The sequence below is a fragment of the Cryobacterium sp. TMT2-4 genome (assembly GCF_004402575.1).
GTDB lineage: Bacteria > Actinomycetota > Actinomycetes > Actinomycetales > Microbacteriaceae > Cryobacterium > Cryobacterium sandaracinum.
Window position 1 is genome coordinate 99,308 of sequence record NZ_SOGE01000030.1, and the last position, 20,330, is coordinate 119,637.

Sequence of the window (20,330 nt, forward strand, 5' to 3'; positions counted from 1 at the left end):
CCGCGCACCACCCGCACGCAGAAGCGCCCGGCCGAGTAATCGGCCGGGCGCTTCTGCGTGCGGTGAGCTGCTGTAAACCGATCAGCGTTCCGGGCTGCTCAGTCGGTGCTGGGCTGGTAGCCGCAGCTGGGGTCCTCGGCGAGCGGGTCCCCGGTCACCGCGTAGGCGTGCGAGCGGGAGCCGCCGCAGACCGTGCGAAATTCGCAGTGACCACACCGGCCGCCGAAGAGATCCGGGGTGCGCAGCTCCTGGAGCAGCTGCGCCTCCCGGTAGATCTCGGAGAAGGGCTGCTTGTGCACCGACCCCACGGACACGGGCAGGAACCCGCTGGGGTAAACGAGACCGACATGGTCGACGAAGGCGAACCCGCGCCCGGAATTGACGTCGAGGGGGGCCCGCGGACGCCGTCGCCTCGGCTCGTCACCGGTGAGCAACCGCTCCGTGGCCTCCCGCAGCGAGGCTCTCAGTGGGCCGACTGGGAACGCGGTGTCGAGGTCAACCCCGTCGTCCACGCCGGCCCGCTGAAGCGCGATGCGTCGGTAGTGGGGTGCCTCGGTGGTCTTGATGGCGACCAGGTCGGAGACGTCGTGCAGCCAGTGCAGTACCTCCTCCTCCTCGGCCGCGGTCAGAGCGTTCAGGAGCTTGCCGCGGCCGGTGGGCACGAGGAAGAAGACACTCCACAGGGTGGTGCCGAGATCGAGGACGGTCTTCAGGATGCCGGGCAGCTCGTGCACGGTGTCGCGGGTGACGGTCGTGTTGATCTGCAGCCGGTAGCCGACCTCGCGCACCATTCGGGCGGCGATCATGGTGTCGTCGAAGACGCCGTCGACACCGCGGAAGGCGTCGTGGGTGGCCGCTGAGGCGCCGTCCAGCGAGAGCGAGACCGCCTTGGCCCCGGCGTCGTGGAGCTCGACCAGGACCTCACGGGTGAGGCGCGGGGTGACCGAGGGGGAGAGGGCCATGCTCAGGCCGAGGCTGGTGCCGTGGGCGACGAGCTCCGGCAGGTCGGGGCGCTCGAACGGGTCCCCGCCGGTGAGCACGACCAGCGGGCGCGGTGTGCCGAAGGCGGCGAGGTCGTCCAACAATTTGCGACCCTGGTCCGTGCTCAGCTCGAACGGATTGCGAGTGCGGATGGCGTCGGCCCGGCAGTGGGTGCAGACCAGTTGACAGGCGCGCGTCACCTCCCAGATGACGATGAAGGGCCGTTCGGCGGTGTCGTGGTGCAGCACCCGGATGGGGCGCACGTGCGTGTCGGTCATGGGGCAAGTCCTAGCTCAGCGCCGAATTTCGGCCCTCAGTTGTTTTTACCATAGATATAGGGAAAACTAGTCTGGTGCCTATCGAACCCCTTGACTCCCGCACCCACCGCGTGCTCTCCGGCATCAGTCGGGTCGCCATTCTCGAACTCCTGCGCGATGCCGACGCGGCGATGGATGTGCCGGCCATCGCCCAAGCGGTGGGGCTGCACGCGAACACGGTTCGGTCCCACCTCGACCGGCTGGTCGAGGTGGGCCTGGTTGCCGAGACCGTCGAGGCGCGCGTGCGTCCCGGGCGGCCCCGGCTTTTCTTTCGCGCCACGTCACCCGCCGCCGAGGTCCCCGCCGAGTCCTACCGGCTTCTTGCCGGTCTCCTGGCCGGCGGCCTGGGCAAGGACGTTTCCTCGGGGGCAGGCGCGGCCGCGGCCGCGGAGGCCGGGCGGCGCTGGGGCAGGGAAATGGCCGAGACGGATGCCGGACTCTCCGACGCGCAGTCGGGGGCGGCCCACGGAGCATCGGTCGGGCGTATCGTTCAGATCCTTGACGAGGTCGGCTTCGAGCCGCGCCTCGGGGATGCCGGTGATACCGGTGCTGCCGGTGCTGCCGATGACGTCGCTTTCGGCGGCGCCGCCGCTCCGGTCGACGTCGTGATCGAGCTGCACCGTTGCCCGTTCCTCGATGTGGCCAAGGAGCACAGCGACGTCGTGTGCGCGGTGCACCGCGGCCTGATGGAGGGCGCCCTCGAGCGCCTGCACACACCCGGAGTCGGCGTCACCCTCGAGCCGTTCGCCCGCCCGGGCGTCTGCCTCGCCCACCTCGAGATCCCGGCGACGAAGCCGTGAGCGTGGCCCGGCGCACACCGCTGCGCAGCACCTGTGCGCGGCCGCATCCGTGCTCCTCCGCCATGCGGAACAGCATTCTCGGCCAGATCCCGATCTTCCAGGACCTGTCGGCCGGCGAGCTCGCCGACCTGGCCGAACGGATGCTGTCGCTCGCCTGGGGTCCCGGAGACACGCTGTTCACCGCCGGCGAGCCGTCCGAGCACGTGTTCGTACTCGCGGCCGGCCAGGCGAAGGTGTTCCGATCGACCTCGACCGGGCAGTTCACGAGCCTCGACTTCCTCGGCCCGGGAGCGGTGCTGGGAAGCCTGACCGCGCTGGACGCGGGTCGGTACCCCGAGACGGCCGTTGCCCTCGTGACCACCTGCGCCCTGCGCCTCGAATCCGGCGCCTTCCGGCAGATGTTGCTCGCGCATCCGCCGGTGGCGCTGCGCGTGCTGGATGTCGTCGTCGACCGCCTTCATCGGGCGCGGTCGAGGGAGGCCGAGCAGGCCTCCGTTACCGTCACAACGCGGGTGGCAGCGACCCTGCTGCGCCTCGCCGACACCTTCGGCGTGCCGGGGGACGGCGCCGGTACCACCCTGATCCAGCTGCCTCTGACCCGCGCCGACCTGGCCGCCATGACCGGCACGAGCGCCGAGTCGGTGTCCCGCGCCATGAGCGGCCTGCGCCGGGACGGGTTGATCGATTCCGGACGGCGGTGGACCGCCGTGCTCGACCGTTCGGGCCTGGTTGCGGCAAAGTGACGGCCGTCATGGTTGCCGCCGCCTCGGGTTCGTAACGTCGCAGTCATGACCACAATCATCCCCACCACAACATCCACTCCGACATCCACTCCGACATCCACTCCGACATCCACCCCGGCCACCGTCCACACCATCCTGCGGGCCGACGGCTTTTCCTGCCCGTCCTGTGTCGCCAAGATCGAGAAGCAGATCGGCCGCCTCGCCGGAGTCAGCGCCGTGACCGTGTTCTTCGCCACCGCCCGGATCGAGATCGACCACGACCCGGCCGTCGTCAGCACGGATGCCCTCATCGCCGCCGTCGGCAAGGCCGGCTACACCGCCCGCCTGGCCGCGTTCTGACCGGCGGACAGGGGGAGTGACATGACCATCGTGCGCCGCCACCTGATTCCCCTCATTTCCGGCGCGTTGATCGGCGCCGCCTGGCTGCTCGGCCTCCTGCCGGTGCCGCCGCTTGTCTCCGACGCGGCGATGGTGGCGGCCGCGGTCGTGGCCGGGTTCCCGATCATGCGGACCGCCGGGCGCGCGCTGCTCGCCCGGGTCGTGGGCATCGACCTGCTTGTCACGGTCGCCTCCGTCGGCGCCATCGTGCTCGGCGAATACTGGGAGGCCGCCGCCGTGACCTTCCTCTTCGCGATCGGGCATGCCCTCGAAACGGCCACCCTCAACCGCACCCGCTCCGCCCTGACCGCGCTCGTGGCCCTGGCCCCGGACGTCGCCCTCGTGCTGCGGAACGGCGAGCAGCTCGAGGTCCTGGCCGGGTCCGTGCGGACCGGGGAGACCGTCCTGGTCAAGAACGGCGCGCGGGTGCCCGTCGACGGCACCGTGCAGCAGGGCACGGGCACGATCGACGAGGCCTCCATCACGGGCGAGTCCTCCCCGGCCGAGAAGCGTGCCGGCGACCGCGTCTTCGCCGGCACGGTCTCGACCGGCGGCTTCTTGCAGGTGCTGGCCACCGAGGTCGGCGCGGCTACCACCCTGGCCCACATCGTGCACCGGGTCGAGGAGGCGCAGGAGGCCACGGCCCCGACCCAGGTCTTCATGGACCGGTTCTCGGCCTGGTACACCCCCGGCATCCTGGTGCTCGCGATCATCGTCGGCGTGGTGACCGGCGACGTATTCCTGGCGCTGACCCTGCTCGTGATCGGGTGTCCCGGCGCCCTGGTCATCTCCATCCCGGTCGCGATCGTCGCCGGGATCGGCCGCGCCGCGCAGCTCGGAATCCTGATCAAGGGCGGCGAGTTCCTCGAGACCGCCGCGAAGATCACGGTCGTCGCGGTCGACAAGACGGGCACCCTCACCCGGGGCCGTCCGGTCCTGACGGATGTCGTGGTGCTGAACCCCGCCCTGACCCGTGCCGAGGTGCTCGACTGGGCTTCACGGGCGGAGGCCGGCTCCGAGCATCCGCTGGCCGGAGCGATCGTGCAGGCCGCCGCGCGGGAGGCCGCACGCGAAGCCGCGCAGGGCGCCCAGGTGACCGGCCTGCCGGAACACATCACGTCGGTGCCCGGGCAGGGCATCGTCGCCGCGGTGGCCGGCCGCACCGTGCTGATCGGCAATCCGGCCCTGCTCCGCGCCCACCGGATCGCGGGCACGGATGCCGCCACGACGCTGGCCGAGAAACTCGCCGCCCACGGGCGCACGCCGCTGATCGTCGTACTCGACGGCGTCGTCGCCGGTGTCCTCGCCGTGGCCGACGAGGTGCGTCCCGACGCCGCCGACATGGTGGACGCGCTGCACGCGGCGGGGATTGTTCGGGTCGTCATGCTCACCGGCGACGGGCCGCTCGTGGCGCAGGCCGTGGGTGCCCACGTCGGAATCGACGAGATCCGGTCGTCGCTGCTGCCGGAGGACAAGCTCGACGTCGTCACCGGGCTCCGGCGGGACGGCCACGTCGTGGCGATGGTGGGAGACGGCGTCAACGACGCCCCGGCCCTGGCCACGGCGGACATCGGCATCGCGATGGCGGCGGCCGGTTCGGCCGTCGCGGTCGAGACCGCCGACATCGCGCTGATGGGTGACAACCTGCTGATGCTCCCCGCCGCCATCGACCTGGCCCGCCGCACGGTGCGCGTCATGCACCAGAACGTGGCCCTCGCGCTGGTCACGGTGGCGCTGTTGCTGGCCGGTGTGCTGTTCGGCGGCGTGACGATGTTCGGCGGCATGCTCGTGCATGAGGCATCCGTACTGATCGTGATCGTGAATGCGATGCGCCTGCTGCGCCGGTCCGGGCAGCGCGCGGAACGCAGAGCACGACGTCGGATTTCGTCCGAATCGCATGTCCAGTCCCCGAAAAAGTCAGAGAAATCAGAAAATAAGGAGATGATTAGGAGGTGACGCCGTCCTCCCCCTCGTCGAGCTACCGCACGCTCGCGTCCTTCAGCAGGATTCAGCTTCTGTACTTCCTGCAGCAGCGCGGAACGATGACGGTGGGCGACCTGGCCGAGGCCACCGGTCTGCACCACAACACGGCCCGGGAGCACCTGCAGCGCCTGATCGGGGACGGTTTCGTCACCTGTCACCCGGAAAACAAAGACTCCAAGGGCCGGCCTCGGATGTTGTACAGCGCCGCCGCCGGCCCGAACCACGTCGACGGCTCCATCCGGGCCGCGAAGGCCGAAGCCGCCGATCGCCACGGTGACCAGGTGCGACGGATGCTGCGGGTCGAGGCCGTCATCCACTCGCCGCTGCAGCGGCAGCTGGACGCCCTCGACGACCACCTCGACGAGTCCGGCTTCGACGCGCGGCTCGAGATCGACGGTGCCGACGGCAACCGAGTGCACCTGCACGAATGCCCGTACAGCGAGATGGTCAAGGCGCACCCCGAGGTCTGCCGGGTGCACTTCGGGCTGCTGAAAACCCTGCTCGAAAGGACCGAGGGACCCCTGAGCGCCGACGCGCTGCACCCGCTGGTCGAACTGAACACCTGCACCCTCGACCTGCACCGGTCCGACGCCGACCCAGGTGTCGAAACAGGCGCCGCACCCACCGCCCCGGAACAGCTCAAGCCGGCAATCATTTATCACGGCGTTTCCGGCTTGTAGCGAATTTCGCCACCCCTGAGACTGGAGTCCGAGGGTGGTTGCCGACCATGGTGACCCCGGGCAGTGCAAGGGGTACGTTGTGAAAACACTCAAGAATTCGGCTTTCTCGAAGCCGGCTAAGACCCGGCCGGCCAAGCCCGGCATCGACGGCCCCATCGACGACACGATCCTGAAGCTCGGGCGGTTCCTGCGTCGAGGCAAGGCCTCACCCGACCTGCGTTCCGTGTTCCTTACGGGCGGCCGCGACGCCGACTCGTTCTACCGCGACCGCTGGACCCACGACAAAGAGGTGCGGTCCACCCACGGTGTGAACTGCACCGGCTCCTGCTCCTGGAAGGTGTACGTCAAGGACGGCATCATCACCTGGGAGACCCAGCAGACCGACTATCCCTCCGTCGGCCCCGACTCACCCGAATACGAGCCCCGCGGCTGCCCCCGCGGCGCCGCCTTCAGCTGGTACACCTACTCGCCGACCCGGGTCAAGTACCCCTACGTGCGCGGCGTGCTGCTCGACCTGTTCCGTGCGGCGAAGGCCCGCACCGGCGACCCGGTGCTCGCCTGGGCCGAGGTCACCGGCGACCCCGAGAGCGCCCGCGCCTACAAGAGCGCCCGCGGCAAGGGCGGCCTGGTGCGCACCAGCTGGGACGAGGCGTCCGAGATCGTCGCCGCCGCCCACGTGCACACCATCAAGAAGTACGGCCCCGACCGCATCGCCGGCTTCTCGCCGATCCCCGCCATGTCGATCGTCTCGCAGGGGGTGGGCAACCGGTTCATCTCCATGCTCGGTGGCACCATGCTCTCGTTCTACGACTGGTACGCCGACCTGCCCGTGGCGTCCCCGCAGGTGTTCGGCGACCAGACCGACGTGCCGGAATCGGCAGACTGGTGGAACTCCTCCTACCTGATCATGTGGGGCTCCAATGTGCCGGTCACCCGCACGCCCGACGCGCACTTCATGGTCGAGGCCCGCTACAAGGGCCAGAAGGTCATCACCGTCTCGCCCGACTACGCCGACAACTCCAAGTTCGCCGACGAGTGGCTGGCCGTGCACCCCGGCACCGACGGCGCGCTCGCGCTGGCCATGGGCCACGTCGTGCTCAAGGAATTCCTGGTCGACCGCCGCACGCCCCGCTTCGTCGACTACATGAAGCGTTACAGCGACTCCGCCTACCTGATCAGCCTCACCAGGCGCGGCGACGCGTACGTGCCCGGCAAGTTCGTGACCGCGGATGCCCTGCCCGGCCTGGCCCCGACGGTCGCCAGCGCCGCGTTCAAGCCGGTGCTTCTGGGCCACGACGGCGAGGTCGTCGTGCCCAACGGTTCGATCGGGCACCGTTTCTCCGAGACCGACGTCGGCAAGTGGAACCTCGACCTCGAGGGTGTCGACCCGCTCCTGTCCATCGCCGACGCGCCCGACTACGACCAGGCGTCCGTCGCCATCGACATGCCCCGGTTCGACGTTGCTCCGGAGACCGACGAGATCGGAGAGCAGCACGCGGGCGGTGCGGGCATCATCCGTCGCGGCGTACCCGTGCGGATGGTGGCCGGCCAGCTGGTCACCACCGTGTTCGACCTACTGCTCGCGCAGTACGGCGTCGGCCGGCCAGGCCTGCCCGGTGTCTGGCCGACCGGCTACGACGACGCCACCTCACCCGGTACCCCTGCCTGGCAGGAGGGCATCACCTCGGTGCCGATGCAGGCCGCCGAACGCATCGGTCGCGAGTTCGCGCAGAACGCCGAAGACTCCAATGGACGCTCGATGATCCTGATGGGTGCCGGAACCAACCACTGGTTCCATTCCGACACCATCTACCGGGCCTTCCTGGCACTGACCACCATGACCGGCTGCCAGGGCGTCAACGGTGGCGGCTGGGCTCACTACGTCGGCCAGGAGAAGGTGCGCCCGCTCACCGGCTACGGCCAGTACGCGTTCGGCCTGGACTGGGTGCGCCCGCCCCGCCAGATGATCGGCACGGGCTTCTTCTACCTCGCCACCGACCAGTGGCGCTACGACGGCCTCGCCGCCGACACCCTGTCCAGCCCGCTCGGCGCAGGCACCTTCGCCGGCCGCACCACCGCGGACTGCCTGGTCGAGTCGACCAAGCGCGGCTGGATGCCCGGCTACCCCACCTTCAACCGCAACTCGCTCGACCTCGTCGACGACGCGGTCCGGGCGGGCGTCGACCCGGCCCAGTACGTGGTCGAGTCCCTCGGCGACGGCACCCTCGAGTACGCCATCGAGGACCCGGATGCGCCGGAGAACTTCCCGCGCATCCTCGACGTCTGGCGGGCCAACGTGATCGGCTCGTCGGGCAAGGGCAACGAGTACTTCCTGAAGCACCTGCTGGGCACCAAGAACGCCGTTCGCGCCCCCGAATCGCCGCCCGAGAAGCGCCCGAAGACCATGAAGTGGCACGAGACCGCCCCCGAGGGCAAGCTTGACCTGATGGTCACCAGCGACTTCCGCATGACGAGCACCACCATCTTCAGCGACGTGGTGCTGCCGCCGGCCACCTGGTACGAGAAGAACGACCTGTCGACCACCGACATGCACCCCTTCATCCACTCGTTCAACCCGGCGATCGCCCCGCCGTGGCAGGCGAAGACCGACTTCGACATCTTCCACATCCTCGCGGAGAAGATCTCCGAGATGTCCGTGGAGCACCTCGGGGTGCGGAAGGACCTGGTCGCCGTTCCGCTGCTGCACGACACCCCGGATGCGATGAGCGCCCCGCACGGCATCGTCGAATACGACCAGGTGCTGGTGCCCGGCGTGACCATGCCCAAACTGGTCGTGGTCGAACGCGACTACCCGGCCTTCGCCGCGCGGCTCGGTGCCCTCGGCCCGCTGACCGAGAAGCTCGGCATGATGACCAAGGGCGTCAAGTTCAACCCCGACGTCGAGGTGGCCTACCTGGCGAAGAAGAACGGGCTCGTCGAGAGCGGCCCCGCCGCCGGGCGGCCGCAACTGAAGACCGCCATCCAGGCCTGCGAAATGGTGCTCGCGCTCTCCGGCACCACCAACGGACGGCTCGGCACGCAAGGCTTCCGCAGGATGGAGGAGCGCACCGGCCAGAAGTTGGCGCACCTGGCCAGCGACAACGAGGGCCGTCGCTTCTCCTACCCGGATGTGCAGGGTGCCCCGGTCCCGGTACTCACCTCCCCGGAATGGTCCGGCAGCGAGCACGGCGGCCGACGCTACAGCGCGTTCACGATCAACGTGGAGCACCTCAAGCCCTGGCACACCCTCACCGGGAGGCAACACTTCTACCTCGACCACGACTGGATGATCGAGCTGGGGGAAACCATGCCGATCTTCCGGCCGCCGCTGGACATGCACCGCCTGTTCGATGATTCCATCGTCGGGTCGACCTCGTCGACCGGCGCGACCGGCTCGAAGGGCCGGGCCGAGGTGGCCGTGCGCTACCTCACCCCGCACTCCAAGTGGTCGATCCACTCCGAGTACCAGGACAACCTGATGATGCTGTCGCTGTCCCGCGGCGGGCCCACCATCTGGATGTCACCGCAGGACGCCGACAAGATCGGCGTGCGCGACAACGAGTGGATCGAGTCCTACAACCGCAACGGCGTCGTCGTGGCCCGTGCGGTCGTCTCGCACCGGATGCCCGAGGGCACCGTGTACATGTACCACGCGAAGGACCGCACCATCAACGTGCCGATCGCCGAGACGAGCGGCATGCGCGGTGGCACGAACAACTCGCTCACCCGGATCCTGCTGAAACCGAGTCACCTGATCGGTGGCTACGCCCAGCTGTCCTTCGCTTTCAATTACCTCGGCCCGACCGGGAACCAACGCGATGAGGTCACCGTGATCCGTCGACGCAGCCAGGAGGTTGAGTACTAAATGCGCGTAATGGCTCAGATGTCGATGATCATGAATCTCGACAAGTGCATCGGGTGCCACACCTGTTCGGTCACCTGTAAGCAGGTGTGGACCAACCGCACCGGCGTCGAATACGTCTGGTTCAACAACGTGGAGACCAAGCCCGGCGTCGGCTACCCGCGCCGCTACGAAGACCAGGACAAGTGGAAGGGTGGCTGGCAGCGCAACAAGCGCGGACGCCTGAAACTGCGCTCCGGTGGCCGCATCAAGCGCCTCGCCACCATCTTCAACAACCCCGACCTCCCGGTGATCGACGACTACTACGAGCCGTGGACCTACGACTACGACATGCTGACCAAGGCTCCGCTGAGCACGGAAAGCCCCGTCGCCCGGCCCAAGTCGCTGCTCACCGGCCAGAACATGGACATCAAGTGGTCCGGCAACTGGGACGACGACCTCGGCGGCTCGCAGGAGACCGCGGCAGACGACCCCATCCTCGCCACCATGAGCGAGCACGTGAAGATGGAGTTCGAGAACACCTTCATGTTCTACCTGCCGCGCATCTGCGAGCACTGCCTGAACCCCGCCTGCGTCGCGGCCTGCCCCTCGGGCGCCATGTACAAGCGCGAGGAGGACGGTATCGTCCTCGTCGACGAAGACGGATGCCGCGGCTGGCGCATGTGCGTCTCCGCCTGCCCGTACAAGAAGGTCTACTTCAACCACAAGACGGGTAAGGCCGAGAAGTGCACGCTCTGCTACCCGTTGATCGAGCAGGGCAAGCCCACGATCTGCTCGGAGACCTGCGTCGGCCGGCTGCGCTACCTCGGCCTGATGCTCTACGACGCCGACGCGGTCCTCGCGCAGGCCTCGGTCGAGAACGAGCACGACCTGCTGGATGCCCAGCGCGCCTGCTTCCTCGACCCGTTCGACCCTGAGGTCATCGCCGCGGCGAAGGCCGAAGGCATGGAGGACGACTGGATCCTCGCGGCCCAGAACAGCCCGATCTACAAGCTCATCTCCGAGTACAAGGTGGCTCTGCCGCTGCATCCGGAGTACCGCACCATGCCGATGGTCTGGTACATCCCCCCGCTGTCCCCGGTGGTCGACGTCATCTCGACCACCAACAACGACGGTGAGGATGCCCGCACCCTGTTCGCCGCCATCGACAAGCTCCGCATCCCGGTGGAATACCTCGCCGGGCTGTTCTCGGCCGGAGACGTCGTTCCCGTCGAGTCCTCGCTGCGGAAGCTCGCCGCCATGAGGTCGTACATGCGCGACATCAACCTGGGCCGCGACCGCGACGAGTCGATCCCGGAAGCGGTCGGCATGACCGGTCCCGAGATCGAGGCCATGTACCGCCTGCTGGCCATCGCCAAATACGAGGATCGCTACGTCATCCCCAAGGCGCACGTCGAGACGGCGCGTGAGCTTGAGGAACTCGCCTGCTCGCTCGACACCGACGGCGGCCCCGGTATGGGTGGCCCCAGCGTCGCCACGGCGGCAGGCCCCTATGGCAAGACCCCCGGGATGCCGCTGAACGCGACCGTCGACAACTACAACGAGATGGTCGGCAAGGGCTCCGAACGCACGAAGCCCACCACGCCCGGCCGGGTCAACCTGCTCAACTGGACCGGCGGCGGCGTGCCGGAGGGCATGTTCCCGCCGAAGGCCTCCGGGAGTCCCGCATGAGGCTGCCGAAGCTCCCGACCCGCAAGGTCACGGCGCTGCCTCTGTCCGCGGAGGACGGCCGGATGGCGCACATGGCGGCATCAATTCTGCTGGATTACCCCAGCCAGGAGCGACGGGCCCGTTTCGGTGCTGTCGCCGCGTCGGTGGCGTTGCTGCCGGATCCGCTCCGCCACGCCTTCGAGGCGTTCCTGACGAAAGCGGATGCGATGACGCAGCAGGAGTTGGAAATCCACTTCACGGCCACTTTCGACCTCAAGCGCAAGTGCTGCCCGTACCTGAGCTACTTTGCGGCCGGGGACACCCGTCGCCGCGGCATGGCGCTCGTGCGCTTCGTCGAGGCCTACCGTGCCGCGGGCTGGGAGGTCGCCGCCGACGAACTGCCCGACTACCTGCCGATGGTGCTCGAATTCTCCGCGCGGAGCGACTCGCCGATCGCACAGGAACTGCTCGCCGCGCACCGCGACGGGATTGAGGTGCTCCGCATGGCACTCGAGGCCGTGCCGAGCCCCTACGCGCACATTGTGGAGGCGGTCTCCCTGTCTCTCCCGAAGATCGACGAGGAGACGCGTCAGCGTTACCTCAACCTGGTGAACGAGGGTCCGCCGACCGAGACGGTCGGCATGACCTTCCTGGGCAATCTCAAACCGTTCTCGCCGTCCGGCGCGAACAGCGAGGAAGTACGGGTATGAATCCGCTCGACATTCTGCTTTGGGTGGCGTTCCCCTACGCCGCCGCCGGGGTCTTCATCGTCGGCCACCTTCTGCGCTACCGGTTCGACCAGTTCGGCTGGACCTCACGGTCGAGCCAGACCTACGAGAACAAGTGGCTCCGCTGGGGCTCGCCCATGTTCCACTACGGCATCCTGATGGTCTTCGGCGGTCACATTGTCGGACTCTTCATCCCCAAACCGTGGCTCGAGTTCTTTGGCGTCACCGAGCACATCTACCACCTCGGGGCCACCTGGCTGGGCAGCGTCGCCGCGGTGCTGACCATCGCCGGCCTCGCCATCCTGCTGATCCGTCGCCGCCTGGTCGCCCGGGTCAAGCTGGTCACGACCGTGATGGACAAGGTCATGTACCTGTTCCTCGCCGGCACCATCGCCTTCGGCACGACGGCGACCGTGCTCTACCAGGTGCTCGGCGCCGGCTACGACTACCGTGGGTCGATCTCGCCGTGGATCCGCAGCCTGTACGCCTTTCAGCCGGACCCGGCGCTGATGAGCGACGTGCCGTTCTTCTTCCAACTGCACGTGCTCTCCGCCACGATGCTCTTCCTGCTGTGGCCCTTCACCCGACTGGTGCATGTATTCTCGGCGCCGCTCGGCTACTTCGTGCGTCCCTACATCGTCTACCGCTCGCGGGACGGCCACCGCGGTGCGGGCTCCCAGAAGGCCCGCCGTGGCTGGGAGAAGAGCGAACTACCGAGGGACACCCGCGAAAAGGTGGGCGGCCGCCGCTAGCCGAAGATCCCAGGGACGTCGACGCCGGTGCGCGACCCGCAGCCGCCATATGCAGCCGGGGGAGCGGGTCGCGCAGGCAACGGATGATGCAGGCCGCCGGCACCTGGGCTGCCCGAAGGGCTAGCCAGCGCGCACGCCAGGCCGCCTGCAGGCGATCGAGGGCGTCTTGATCCCGCCGCACTCGGGCTGGTAAGCGAAGCCTGCGCTGTATGGCGGGGTTCCGCTCCGGTGCCTAGCATTGCCGGTGTGGGTCCAATTTCGTGCCTGAGGATGCCCCAGAAGGAGACACATGTTCGATGCGCTGCTCGACACCATCTTCGGTTTGCCTGTGCACCCCCTCGTGGTGCACGCGACCGCGGTCGTCGTTCCCACGGCGCCCTCGTCGTCGTCGTCGCGGCCCTCTGGCCCCGGTTTCGCCGGTGGGCGGAGTTCCTGCCGCTGATCCTCGCATTGGCCGCACTCGTTCTCGTGCCGCTGGCGCGCGAATCCGGGGAGGCGCTGAGAGAGCGGGTCACCGAGACCGCGCTGGTCGAGACCCATTCCGAGCTGGCCGGCGGGCTGCTGCCCTGGGTTGCCGCCCTGGTCGTGGTCGCTGCCGTTCTGCTCTGGTGGAACTACCGGGAGGTCGGCGGCCGGACATCCGTCGCCCGCACCCCGAAGTGGGTGGCCATCGTGCTGGCCGTGGCCGCGCTGGTCGCCGCCACGGGAACCATCGTGCAGGCCGTGTGCATCGGTCACAGCGGGGCGGCGGCCGTCTGGTCCGAGGCCGGGGGAGCACCGGCGCCCGCCGGGGGCGAAGACGACGACTGAGCCGGCCTGAACTCAGTCGGTCACGGAGCTGTCGGCGCCCACGCCGGCGGCAACCTCGCGGGTCCACTCGGCGGAGATTCTGGCTCCCTTGACTCTTCCGCGGGTTAGGCCCGGTCGCGCGCGAGTGTGTGTGTGTGTGTGTGTGTGTGTGTGTGTGTGTGTGTGTGTGGCCAACTCAGGACATCCGTTGCCGGCATGCACCGGCCGCCACGGATCAGTGCGGAACCAGTGTGGATGTTCGGCCCGGCCGGACGGATCTCCTGAGTTGGCCACAGCCCCCGCCGGATGGGCAGCAGCGCTGGTGCGGATCGGGCATCGACCACCCGCTCCGCTCCGTTCGGGGCTCGGAACTCCCAGTCCGACCCCTTCATCGCCCACGGCTGGCAGGACCCGGGCAGCTAGTCGGCGGTGGCGGCCCGTTCCTCGGCGAGCTCCGCGAGGGCGCGGGGCCAATCCGCAGCGAACATGGCCGTGAATTCCTCGTCAGTGTCGACGGTCACCACGAGTGTGGTCACCCCGTCGGACTCGCTGAAGGAGTAGTCCTCGTGCGCGCCCGCGAACCGCCGCGCGTGAGCGCTCGTGGTGTCGTCGATGCCCCGGGAGACAGCACCGTGGATTTCCAATGAGATGAACTCGTCCGGCCGGTTTTCGACGACCGTGGCCACCAGCCCGCTGTGGGAAGCATCCTCGCCGGGGGCGAGGAAGCGGATCGTGCTGCCCTCCGCCCAGCTTCCGACGTAGTGGGAACCCTCATGGAACGCCCGGGTCCAGTCCCGGTAGGTCGACGCGTCCAGCATCGTGCTCCAGACGGCGTGTACCGGAGCGTCGATCCGAATCGTGAAGTGCAGCTGTTCCATGCGGGGATCGTACTCCGCTCCGGCAGATCGATCAGCTGGGGAAGGGCGCACCCTTGCGGGCGTAGTAGAACCAGGCGAGCCAGGTGCAGAACACGCAGAACACGGCGCAGCCGGCGAAGAACGCGGTCGGGCTGATCATGGTGAGCGAGATGCCCACGACGAACGGTCCGAAGGCCGCGATGGCGGAGGTCCAGGCGATGGCTCCGCCGGCCTGACGCTTCGGGAAGATCATCGGCATCTGCTTGAACGTGCCGGCGTTGGCCAGCCCGGCGAAGAAGAAGATGATCAACATGCCGGTGAGGAAGCCCCAGAACTCGTCCACGCTGGTCGGCGTGAGGAAGAAGGCGGTGAGGGCAGTTCCCGCCACCATGCCGAGGCCACCGATGAACGTGAAGATCGCGCCGCCCCACCTGTCGCAGAACGGGCCGCTCGCCGCCCGCACCAGGGCGCCGAGGACGGGGCCGATGAATGCGAAGGCCAGCGGGTTCGGGGCATCCGGGAAGTCGCCGTAGACGTTGAGGATGATCAGGCCCATCTGGGCGGCGAGGCCACTGTAGGCGCCGAAGCTCATCAGGTAGATGGCGGTCATGATCCAGGTGTGCTTGACCTGGAAGATGTCCATCTGCTGGCGGAAGTTCGCCGTGATCGGCACCCGGCGCAGGTACATCACCGACAGGACGATGGCAAGCAGAGCCCACGGGATGAGCACCAGCCCACCGTTGTGCAGCCAGACGAGGTCACCGTCGGCACTGCTCTGGGGGGTGAGGGCGGCGGTGCCGAGCAGACCGAATCCGACGACCCAGGGCAGGATCAGCTGCATCAGGCCGATGCCGAAGTTGCCGAGGCCTGCCTGCAGGCCCAGAGCCGTACCGGCGAGGCGTTTGGGGAAGAAGTAGCTGGTCGATGCCATGAAACCGGAGAAGGTTCCGCCGCCGATGCCGGCCGCGAACGCCAGGGAGAGCAGCACCCAGTACGGCGTAGACGTGTCCCGGGCGGCGAGGGTCCAGCCGAGCATCGGGATCATGAGCAGGGCCGACGACATGGCGACGAGGTTGCGGGTGCCCATCATCGGCGGCAGGAACATGAAGACCAGGCGCAGCAGGCCGCCGGCGAGCCCGGGGAGGGCGACGAGCCAGTACAGCTGGCTGGGTGCGAGGGAGTAGCCGATGTCGTTCAGACGCGGGGCGATCGCGCTGACGAGGTACCAGGCCGCGAAGCTCAGAGTCAGGCTGAAGGTGGTGATCCACAGGGTGCGCCAGGCGAGCCCCGGATCCCAGGTCTCGTCATTCTCCGGGTCCCAGTTGGACAGATCCGGTTTGAGTTTCGAGGCGAACTGCGGGGACGTTGCGACTGACATGGACTTCCTCGGCTGGTTGCTGCCGGGCACCAGGCCCGCGTAGCTTCCACCCTCGCGGTACAGCGGAAATGCGACAACGCGTGAACGCCGTGAAAAATGATTCGGTCGAACAGAACCGAAATCGGCGGGCGTCAGCCGCCGGCGAAGGGCGGCAGCACGTCGACGGTGTCGCTCCCGGAGAGCGGCACCGTGTCATCCGTCGCCCGCGTGCCGTTCACGAGCAGGGAGCACCGGCCGAGGATGCGCTCGAACTCGTCGCCGTAGAGGCTGGTGAGCTGGGCGCGCAAGTCGCCGATGGTGGCGGCATCGATCGCGGCCGCGTCGGCGGCGGCGGCTTCGGCTGCCGCGGCGAAGAAACGGATGGTCGCCATCAGCGTGTCGCCTCCGGCTGGTCCGGCGGCCAGGTGAGGGCGAGCCGGGTGGCCAGCGCACTGGCGGCCTCGATGGCGGCGGGTGTGCCGCCGTTCCGGGCGGCGGCCAGACCGACCAGGAACGTGCTCAGCGGGGCGGCGGGCCGGGCCACGTTGTGGGCCACGTCGCGGGCCACGTCGAGCAGCGTGCCCACGGGGATGTCGGCCGGATCCAGGCCGAGTGCGGCGGCGAGGGCCACCAGCCACTCGTCGAGAGCCTCAGGGGGAAGCGGGGTCGAGGCGCTCATTGGGTATCACTCCTCATCGGATTGCTCCGCGGTCGGATTGCTCCGCGGTCGGATTGCTCCGCGGTGGGGTGCTGGTCAGCAGTGCGGAACTCCTCTCCACATCCTGCCATGTGTCCACGTCGCTCCCCTTGCCGTTCTGGTCGCGGACGCCCCGCAGCTCGAGCGGGGCCAGCAGTCCGCGCATGCTGGCGCCGTGGGCGTCGGCGCCGAGCCGGTGCGCGGCCGCCCGCAGCGGCGCCAGGCGGTAGATCCCCGCGAGCCACTGCGCGCGGCCGCCCGCGTCGACCAGGTGCAGGCCGTGAACGGATGCCGGCAGCCCCGGGTCGGACGCCGCCGGCACCAGTAGGCGGGCGGCATCCGCTGCCCACGGCAGGTCGCAGGCCAGCAGGAGCACCCAGTCCGCAGGCCCGGACGCGGTCGCGTGCTCGAGCGCCGCGAGTCCCGCCACGATGCCGGCGACCGGGCCGCCGAACGGGGGATCTTCGAGCGTCCAGGTCAGCTCGGACGTGTCGTCGTCCGGGACGGCCGCACGGGCCTCCTCCGGCCCGACCACGACAACGTTCCGGGCGAGACCGCGGGCGTCCAGCACCCGGGAGAGCAGCGTGCGCCCGGCCACCTCGACCGCGGGCTTGACCGCGCCGTCGAGGCGCCGGGCGCGCCCGCCCGCCAGCACAATCAGGTCGACGCTCATGGCTGCTCGGGTCATCGCTACTCGTTCGGGCGGTGCCAGTCGCCGGACTTCCCTCCGGTCTTCGTGATGAGGCGCACGTTCTCGATCCAAACGGACTTGTCGAGGCCTTTGACCATATCGACCACGGCGAGGGCGGCGACCGACACGGCGGTCAGCGCCTCCATCTCGACGCCGGTGCGGTCGGCCGTGCGCACGGTGGCCGTGACGCGCACCCCGGTGTTTTCGATGACGAGGTCGACGGCGGCGCCGTGCACCCCGATCACATGCGCGAGGGGGAGCAGGTCGGCGCACTTCTTGGCACCCTGGATGCCGGCGATGCGGGCCACGGCGAGCACATCGCCCTTGGGGGTGCTGCCGTCGCGAAGGGCCGCGATGACCGTCGGTCCGCAGGCCACGAAGCCGGCGGCGGTGGCGCTGCGCACGGTGGGCTGCTTCTCGGTGACGTCGACCATGCGGGCCTGGCCGGAAGAGTCGAGATGCGTGAAGGGGTGTGCGGACAGGTCGCGGATGCTCATGTCAACAGCATGACAGTGACGCGGTCGCCCTCGGCAATCCGCGTCACGTTTTCCGGCACGATGGCCAGCCCGACGGCCTGAGCAAGCCCGGCGACGAGGTGGGATCCCGACCCACCCGCGGCGGACCGGCGGACCACTCTGCGGATTCCCACGCCCTCGAGGGTCACCGGCATGTACTGGGCACGGCCGGGCGGGGAGTCCCAGCTCTCCCCGGCGGTCGCCGAGATCGTGGGGCGAAAGAGGTCGATGTGCCCGCCGAGGCGGCGCAGGGCCGGCCGCACGAACACCTCGAACGACACGAAGGCGCTGACCGGGTTGCCGGGGAGGGCGAAGATGAGCGGTCCCTCGACTGCATTGTCGTCGGCCGGCCAGCGGCCGAAACCCTGAGGCTTGCCCGGCTGCATCTTGACCGGCCCGAACCGTACGGTGCCGAGCGGCGCGAGCACGGCCTTGACGATGTCGTAGGCGCCGACGCTCACCCCGCCGGAGAGCACGATGGCGTCGACCGTGCCGGCGAGGCTGGCCAGCAGGCTGCGGAGCGTGTTCTCGTCGTCGGGAACCGCGCCGAGCCGGATCGGCACCCCACCGGCGGCGGTGACGGCCGACGCGAGGAGGTAGGAGTTGGAGTCGGGGATCTGGCCGCGCCGGGCGGGTTCGCCGGGGGTGACGAGCTCGCTCCCGGTGGAGATCACGGCCACGCGCGGAGCCGGGTGCGCCCGGAGCGACGAGGTTCCGGCGCTGGCGGCCGCGGCAACCCGGGTCGGCCAGAGCACCGAGCCGCGGGTGAGCACGGTGTCGCCGGCGTGGGCGTCTTCGCCGGCGCGACGGATGTGCGCTGCCGGCTGCGGCGCCCGCACGACGGTGACCGTGTCGATGCCCTGATCGGTGTCTTCGATCGGAACCACGGCATCCGCCCCGTCCGGGAGCGGCGCCCCCGTCATGATCCGGGCCACCTGCCCGGTCTCCAGGTGCGGGTTCTGGCTGGTTCCGGCCGCGAGGTCGGCGACCACCGGCAGCGTCACCGGGTGCTCGGCGGAGGCCTGCAGCAGGTCGGCGCGCCGGACGGCATAGCCGTCCATGGCCGAGTTGTCGAAGGGAGGTGTGTCCGTGGCGCTCCGAACATCCTCGGCCAGCATCAGGCCCAGCGCCTCGTCAAGCGAGACCAGCACGGGCGGCAGCGGGGCGACCGCGGCGAGCACGAAGGAGAGCTGGTCGGCGACGCTGCGGGCCGAGACCGGTACGGCGCAAGCATCGGCGTCGTGCTCGTGGGTGTGCTCGTGCGTGTTCCCCGTCATGGTCAGTTCCCCGCTGTGGTCGTCGATTCGTTGGACACGGCGTCGCCGGCCCACTTGCTGCCCCGGCCGGGAGCCGTGCGTGCGGCGACGGCAACGTCCCAGGCGACGATCCCGCCGGCGAGCAGGGTGAGGCCGGTGAAGCCGGCCGCGTCCAGGGCCATCGCGGCGCGTTCGGCCCGCGGCCCCAGATGGCAGTGCAGCACCAGCGGCACGTCCCGCGGCAGGGTGGCCATTCCGGCCTCGGTGAGCAGGTCGCCGAGAGGCAGCAGGACGGCATCCGGGATGGCGCTCTCGGCGTGCTCGTCGGGCTCGCGCACGTCGACCAGCACGAACGGGTCGGTTCCCTCGGCGCGGGCAGTGAGCCGGGCCACGAGCTCCACCGGGGTGAGCGTCGACCAGGCCCCAGCGGTGGCGGCCCGAGCGGAGCCGCGGGCGGCGGCGAGGGTCGCTGCCGGGTTCGGGTCGGCGGCGGCGATGCCGGTGCCGATCAGGGGCACTTCGGTGAAACGGCCCGAGAGCGCGTCGATCACGAGCACGCGCCCGATCAGCGGAGCGCCGATACCGGCGATCAGCTTGATCGCCTCGGTGGCCATCAGCGAGCCCACCTGGCCGCAGAGCGCGCCGAGCACGCCGGCTTCGGCGCAGTTGGGCACCTCACCCTCTGTGGGCGGGGTCGGGAACAGGTCGCGCAGATGCACCCCGGTGAGGCCGCTCTCGGCCGGTGGGGTGGCCCAGAACACCGACAGCTGGGCGTCGAAACGGAGCACGGATGCCCAGACCAGTGGCAGGCCCAGGGCCGCGCAGGTGTCGTTGACCAGGAAACGGGTGGGGAAGTTGTCGGTGCCGTCGATGACCACGTCGTAACCGCCGATGATCGCGGCGGCGTTGCCGGCGTCGAGCCGTTCGGCGTGCTGCACGACCACGGCCTCCGGCGCGATCTGGGCGATCGATTCGGCGGCGCTGGCCACCTTGGGGCGTCCGACATCCGCCTGGCCGTGCACGATCTGGCGTTGCAGGTTGCTGGGTTCGACGTCGTCGCCGTCGACGATGCCGATCGTTCCCACGCCGGCCGCAGCCAGGTAGATGAGCGCGGGGGACCCCAGCCCGCCGGCGCCGAGCACGAGCACCCGGGCGTTGGCGAGGCGGCGCTGGCCGAGCTCGTTGAGCTGGGGCAGACGGCGTTGGCGGGCGGTGCGAACGGATTCGGCGCCGCTCAGGCGGGCGATCGGCTCGACAAGGGGGGGAATGGCCATGCTTCCACGGTAGGCGTTGG

At 69.3% G+C, this 20,330-nt stretch carries 20 protein-coding genes; 11 read left to right on the top strand and 9 right to left on the bottom strand.

The window, feature by feature from the left end:
* Nucleotides 1–98: 98 nt before the first annotated feature.
* Complete coding sequence (locus tag E3O54_RS09585) at nt 99–1,259, bottom strand: TIGR04053 family radical SAM/SPASM domain-containing protein (protein WP_104101370.1); 1,161 nt, start codon at nt 1,257–1,259, stop codon at nt 99–101.
* Nucleotides 1,260–1,333: 74 nt separating this feature from the next.
* Here E3O54_RS09585 and E3O54_RS09590 point away from each other — a divergent pair, with 74 nt between their 5' ends.
* From E3O54_RS09590 to E3O54_RS16365, 11 genes are all read left to right on the top strand, one after another.
* Nucleotides 1,334–2,098 (top strand): metalloregulator ArsR/SmtB family transcription factor, encoded by a 765-nt coding sequence (locus E3O54_RS09590; protein WP_134401479.1) that lies wholly within the window; start codon nt 1,334–1,336, stop codon nt 2,096–2,098.
* 62 nt (nt 2,099–2,160) lie between these two features.
* The gene (locus tag E3O54_RS09595; RefSeq protein ID WP_104101694.1) at nt 2,161–2,841 is read left to right on the top strand and encodes a Crp/Fnr family transcriptional regulator; all 681 of its coding nucleotides are present in this window, start codon (nt 2,161–2,163) and stop codon (nt 2,839–2,841) included.
* Nucleotides 2,842–2,886: 45 nt separating this feature from the next.
* The gene (locus tag E3O54_RS09600) at nt 2,887–3,180 is read left to right on the top strand and encodes a heavy-metal-associated domain-containing protein (RefSeq protein WP_134342352.1); all 294 of its coding nucleotides are present in this window, start codon (nt 2,887–2,889) and stop codon (nt 3,178–3,180) included.
* A gap of 21 nt (nt 3,181–3,201) precedes the next feature.
* Nucleotides 3,202–5,175 (top strand): cation-translocating P-type ATPase, encoded by a 1,974-nt coding sequence (locus E3O54_RS09605; RefSeq protein ID WP_134401480.1) that lies wholly within the window; start codon nt 3,202–3,204, stop codon nt 5,173–5,175.
* A complete protein-coding gene (locus E3O54_RS09610) occupies nt 5,172–5,882 on the top strand; it encodes a metalloregulator ArsR/SmtB family transcription factor (RefSeq protein WP_134401481.1) in 711 nt (236 codons plus the stop codon). Before E3O54_RS09605 ends, E3O54_RS09610 begins: the two co-directional genes overlap by 4 nt.
* Nucleotides 5,883–5,961: 79 nt before the next feature.
* Nucleotides 5,962–9,747 carry a nitrate reductase subunit alpha gene (locus E3O54_RS09615; RefSeq protein WP_134342349.1) on the top strand — a complete coding sequence of 1,262 codons (3,786 nt, stop codon included), beginning with the start codon at nt 5,962–5,964 and terminating at the stop codon, nt 9,745–9,747.
* Nucleotides 9,748–11,415: a nitrate reductase subunit beta gene (gene narH, locus E3O54_RS09620; RefSeq protein ID WP_104101357.1), complete on the top strand. Its 1,668-nt coding sequence runs from the start codon at nt 9,748–9,750 to the stop codon at nt 11,413–11,415.
* Entirely contained in the window at nt 11,412–12,104 is a 693-nt protein-coding gene (narJ, locus tag E3O54_RS09625) for a nitrate reductase molybdenum cofactor assembly chaperone (protein WP_104101355.1), read from the top strand. Before narH ends, narJ begins: the two co-directional genes overlap by 4 nt.
* A complete protein-coding gene (gene narI, locus E3O54_RS09630; protein ID WP_104194627.1) occupies nt 12,101–12,874 on the top strand; it encodes a respiratory nitrate reductase subunit gamma in 774 nt (257 codons plus the stop codon). The genes narJ and narI overlap by 4 nt, the downstream gene beginning before the upstream one ends.
* Before the next feature lie 289 nt (nt 12,875–13,163).
* A complete protein-coding gene (locus E3O54_RS16360) occupies nt 13,164–13,316 on the top strand; it encodes a hypothetical protein (RefSeq protein WP_158250273.1) in 153 nt (50 codons plus the stop codon).
* Between the two features lie 8 nt (nt 13,317–13,324).
* Nucleotides 13,325–13,684: a hypothetical protein gene (locus E3O54_RS16365; protein WP_166805242.1), complete on the top strand. Its 360-nt coding sequence runs from the start codon at nt 13,325–13,327 to the stop codon at nt 13,682–13,684.
* 398 nt (nt 13,685–14,082) lie between these two features.
* Here the strand turns inward: E3O54_RS16365 and E3O54_RS09640 are convergent, their stop codons facing one another.
* The 8 genes from E3O54_RS09640 to E3O54_RS09675 form a co-directional block, all read right to left on the bottom strand.
* Nucleotides 14,083–14,541 (bottom strand): SRPBCC domain-containing protein, encoded by a 459-nt coding sequence (locus E3O54_RS09640; protein ID WP_134401482.1) that lies wholly within the window; start codon nt 14,539–14,541, stop codon nt 14,083–14,085.
* 31 nt (nt 14,542–14,572) lie between these two features.
* The gene (locus E3O54_RS09645; RefSeq protein ID WP_134401483.1) at nt 14,573–15,898 is read right to left on the bottom strand and encodes an MFS transporter; all 1,326 of its coding nucleotides are present in this window, start codon (nt 15,896–15,898) and stop codon (nt 14,573–14,575) included.
* A 131-nt stretch (nt 15,899–16,029) separates the two neighbouring features.
* On the bottom strand, nt 16,030–16,269 hold the full coding sequence (locus E3O54_RS09650; RefSeq protein WP_134401484.1) for a MoaD/ThiS family protein: 240 nt from the start codon (nt 16,267–16,269) through the stop codon (nt 16,030–16,032).
* On the bottom strand, nt 16,269–16,556 hold the full coding sequence (locus E3O54_RS09655; RefSeq protein ID WP_174720208.1) for a DUF6457 domain-containing protein: 288 nt from the start codon (nt 16,554–16,556) through the stop codon (nt 16,269–16,271). The genes E3O54_RS09650 and E3O54_RS09655 overlap by 1 nt, the downstream gene beginning before the upstream one ends.
* Nucleotides 16,557–16,569: 13 nt before the next feature.
* Nucleotides 16,570–17,262, bottom strand: a complete 693-nt coding sequence (locus E3O54_RS09660; protein WP_198411466.1) for a molybdenum cofactor guanylyltransferase — start codon at nt 17,260–17,262, stop codon at nt 16,570–16,572.
* Between the two features lie 2 nt (nt 17,263–17,264).
* Nucleotides 17,265–17,762, bottom strand: coding sequence for a cyclic pyranopterin monophosphate synthase MoaC (gene moaC / locus E3O54_RS09665; RefSeq protein ID WP_104170175.1), 498 nt, complete (start codon nt 17,760–17,762; stop codon nt 17,265–17,267).
* The gene (gene glp, locus E3O54_RS09670) at nt 17,759–19,057 is read right to left on the bottom strand and encodes a gephyrin-like molybdotransferase Glp (RefSeq protein WP_104101334.1); all 1,299 of its coding nucleotides are present in this window, start codon (nt 19,055–19,057) and stop codon (nt 17,759–17,761) included. The genes moaC and glp overlap by 4 nt, the downstream gene beginning before the upstream one ends.
* A 2-nt stretch (nt 19,058–19,059) precedes the next feature.
* Nucleotides 19,060–20,310 carry a ThiF family adenylyltransferase gene (locus E3O54_RS09675; RefSeq protein WP_104101331.1) on the bottom strand — a complete coding sequence of 417 codons (1,251 nt, stop codon included), beginning with the start codon at nt 20,308–20,310 and terminating at the stop codon, nt 19,060–19,062.
* Nucleotides 20,311–20,330 lie beyond the last annotated feature (20 nt).

Bases quoted from the DNA above. Each gene is read 5' to 3' on its own strand.
- E3O54_RS09645 (WP_134401483.1), bottom strand. From the start codon at position 15,898: ATGTCAGTCGCAACGTCCCCGCAGTTCGCCTCGAAACTCAAACCGGAT.
- narI (WP_104194627.1), top strand. From the start codon at position 12,101: ATGAATCCGCTCGACATTCTGCTTTGGGTGGCGTTCCCCTACGCCGCC.
- E3O54_RS09595 (WP_104101694.1), top strand. From the start codon at position 2,161: ATGCGGAACAGCATTCTCGGCCAGATCCCGATCTTCCAGGACCTGTCG.
- E3O54_RS09600 (WP_134342352.1), top strand. From the start codon at position 2,887: ATGACCACAATCATCCCCACCACAACATCCACTCCGACATCCACTCCG.
- E3O54_RS09655 (WP_174720208.1), bottom strand. From the start codon at position 16,556: ATGAGCGCCTCGACCCCGCTTCCCCCTGAGGCTCTCGACGAGTGGCTG.
- E3O54_RS09650 (WP_134401484.1), bottom strand. From the start codon at position 16,269: ATGGCGACCATCCGTTTCTTCGCCGCGGCAGCCGAAGCCGCCGCCGCC.
- E3O54_RS09675 (WP_104101331.1), bottom strand. From the start codon at position 20,310: ATGGCCATTCCCCCCCTTGTCGAGCCGATCGCCCGCCTGAGCGGCGCC.
- glp (WP_104101334.1), bottom strand. From the start codon at position 19,057: ATGACGGGGAACACGCACGAGCACACCCACGAGCACGACGCCGATGCT.
- E3O54_RS16360 (WP_158250273.1), top strand. From the start codon at position 13,164: ATGTTCGATGCGCTGCTCGACACCATCTTCGGTTTGCCTGTGCACCCC.
- E3O54_RS09605 (WP_134401480.1), top strand. From the start codon at position 3,202: ATGACCATCGTGCGCCGCCACCTGATTCCCCTCATTTCCGGCGCGTTG.
- narJ (WP_104101355.1), top strand. From the start codon at position 11,412: ATGAGGCTGCCGAAGCTCCCGACCCGCAAGGTCACGGCGCTGCCTCTG.
- E3O54_RS09640 (WP_134401482.1), bottom strand. From the start codon at position 14,541: ATGGAACAGCTGCACTTCACGATTCGGATCGACGCTCCGGTACACGCC.
- moaC (WP_104170175.1), bottom strand. From the start codon at position 17,762: ATGAGCATCCGCGACCTGTCCGCACACCCCTTCACGCATCTCGACTCT.
- E3O54_RS09660 (WP_198411466.1), bottom strand. From the start codon at position 17,262: ATGACCCGAGCAGCCATGAGCGTCGACCTGATTGTGCTGGCGGGCGGG.
- narH (WP_104101357.1), top strand. From the start codon at position 9,748: ATGCGCGTAATGGCTCAGATGTCGATGATCATGAATCTCGACAAGTGC.
- E3O54_RS09585 (WP_104101370.1), bottom strand. From the start codon at position 1,259: ATGACCGACACGCACGTGCGCCCCATCCGGGTGCTGCACCACGACACC.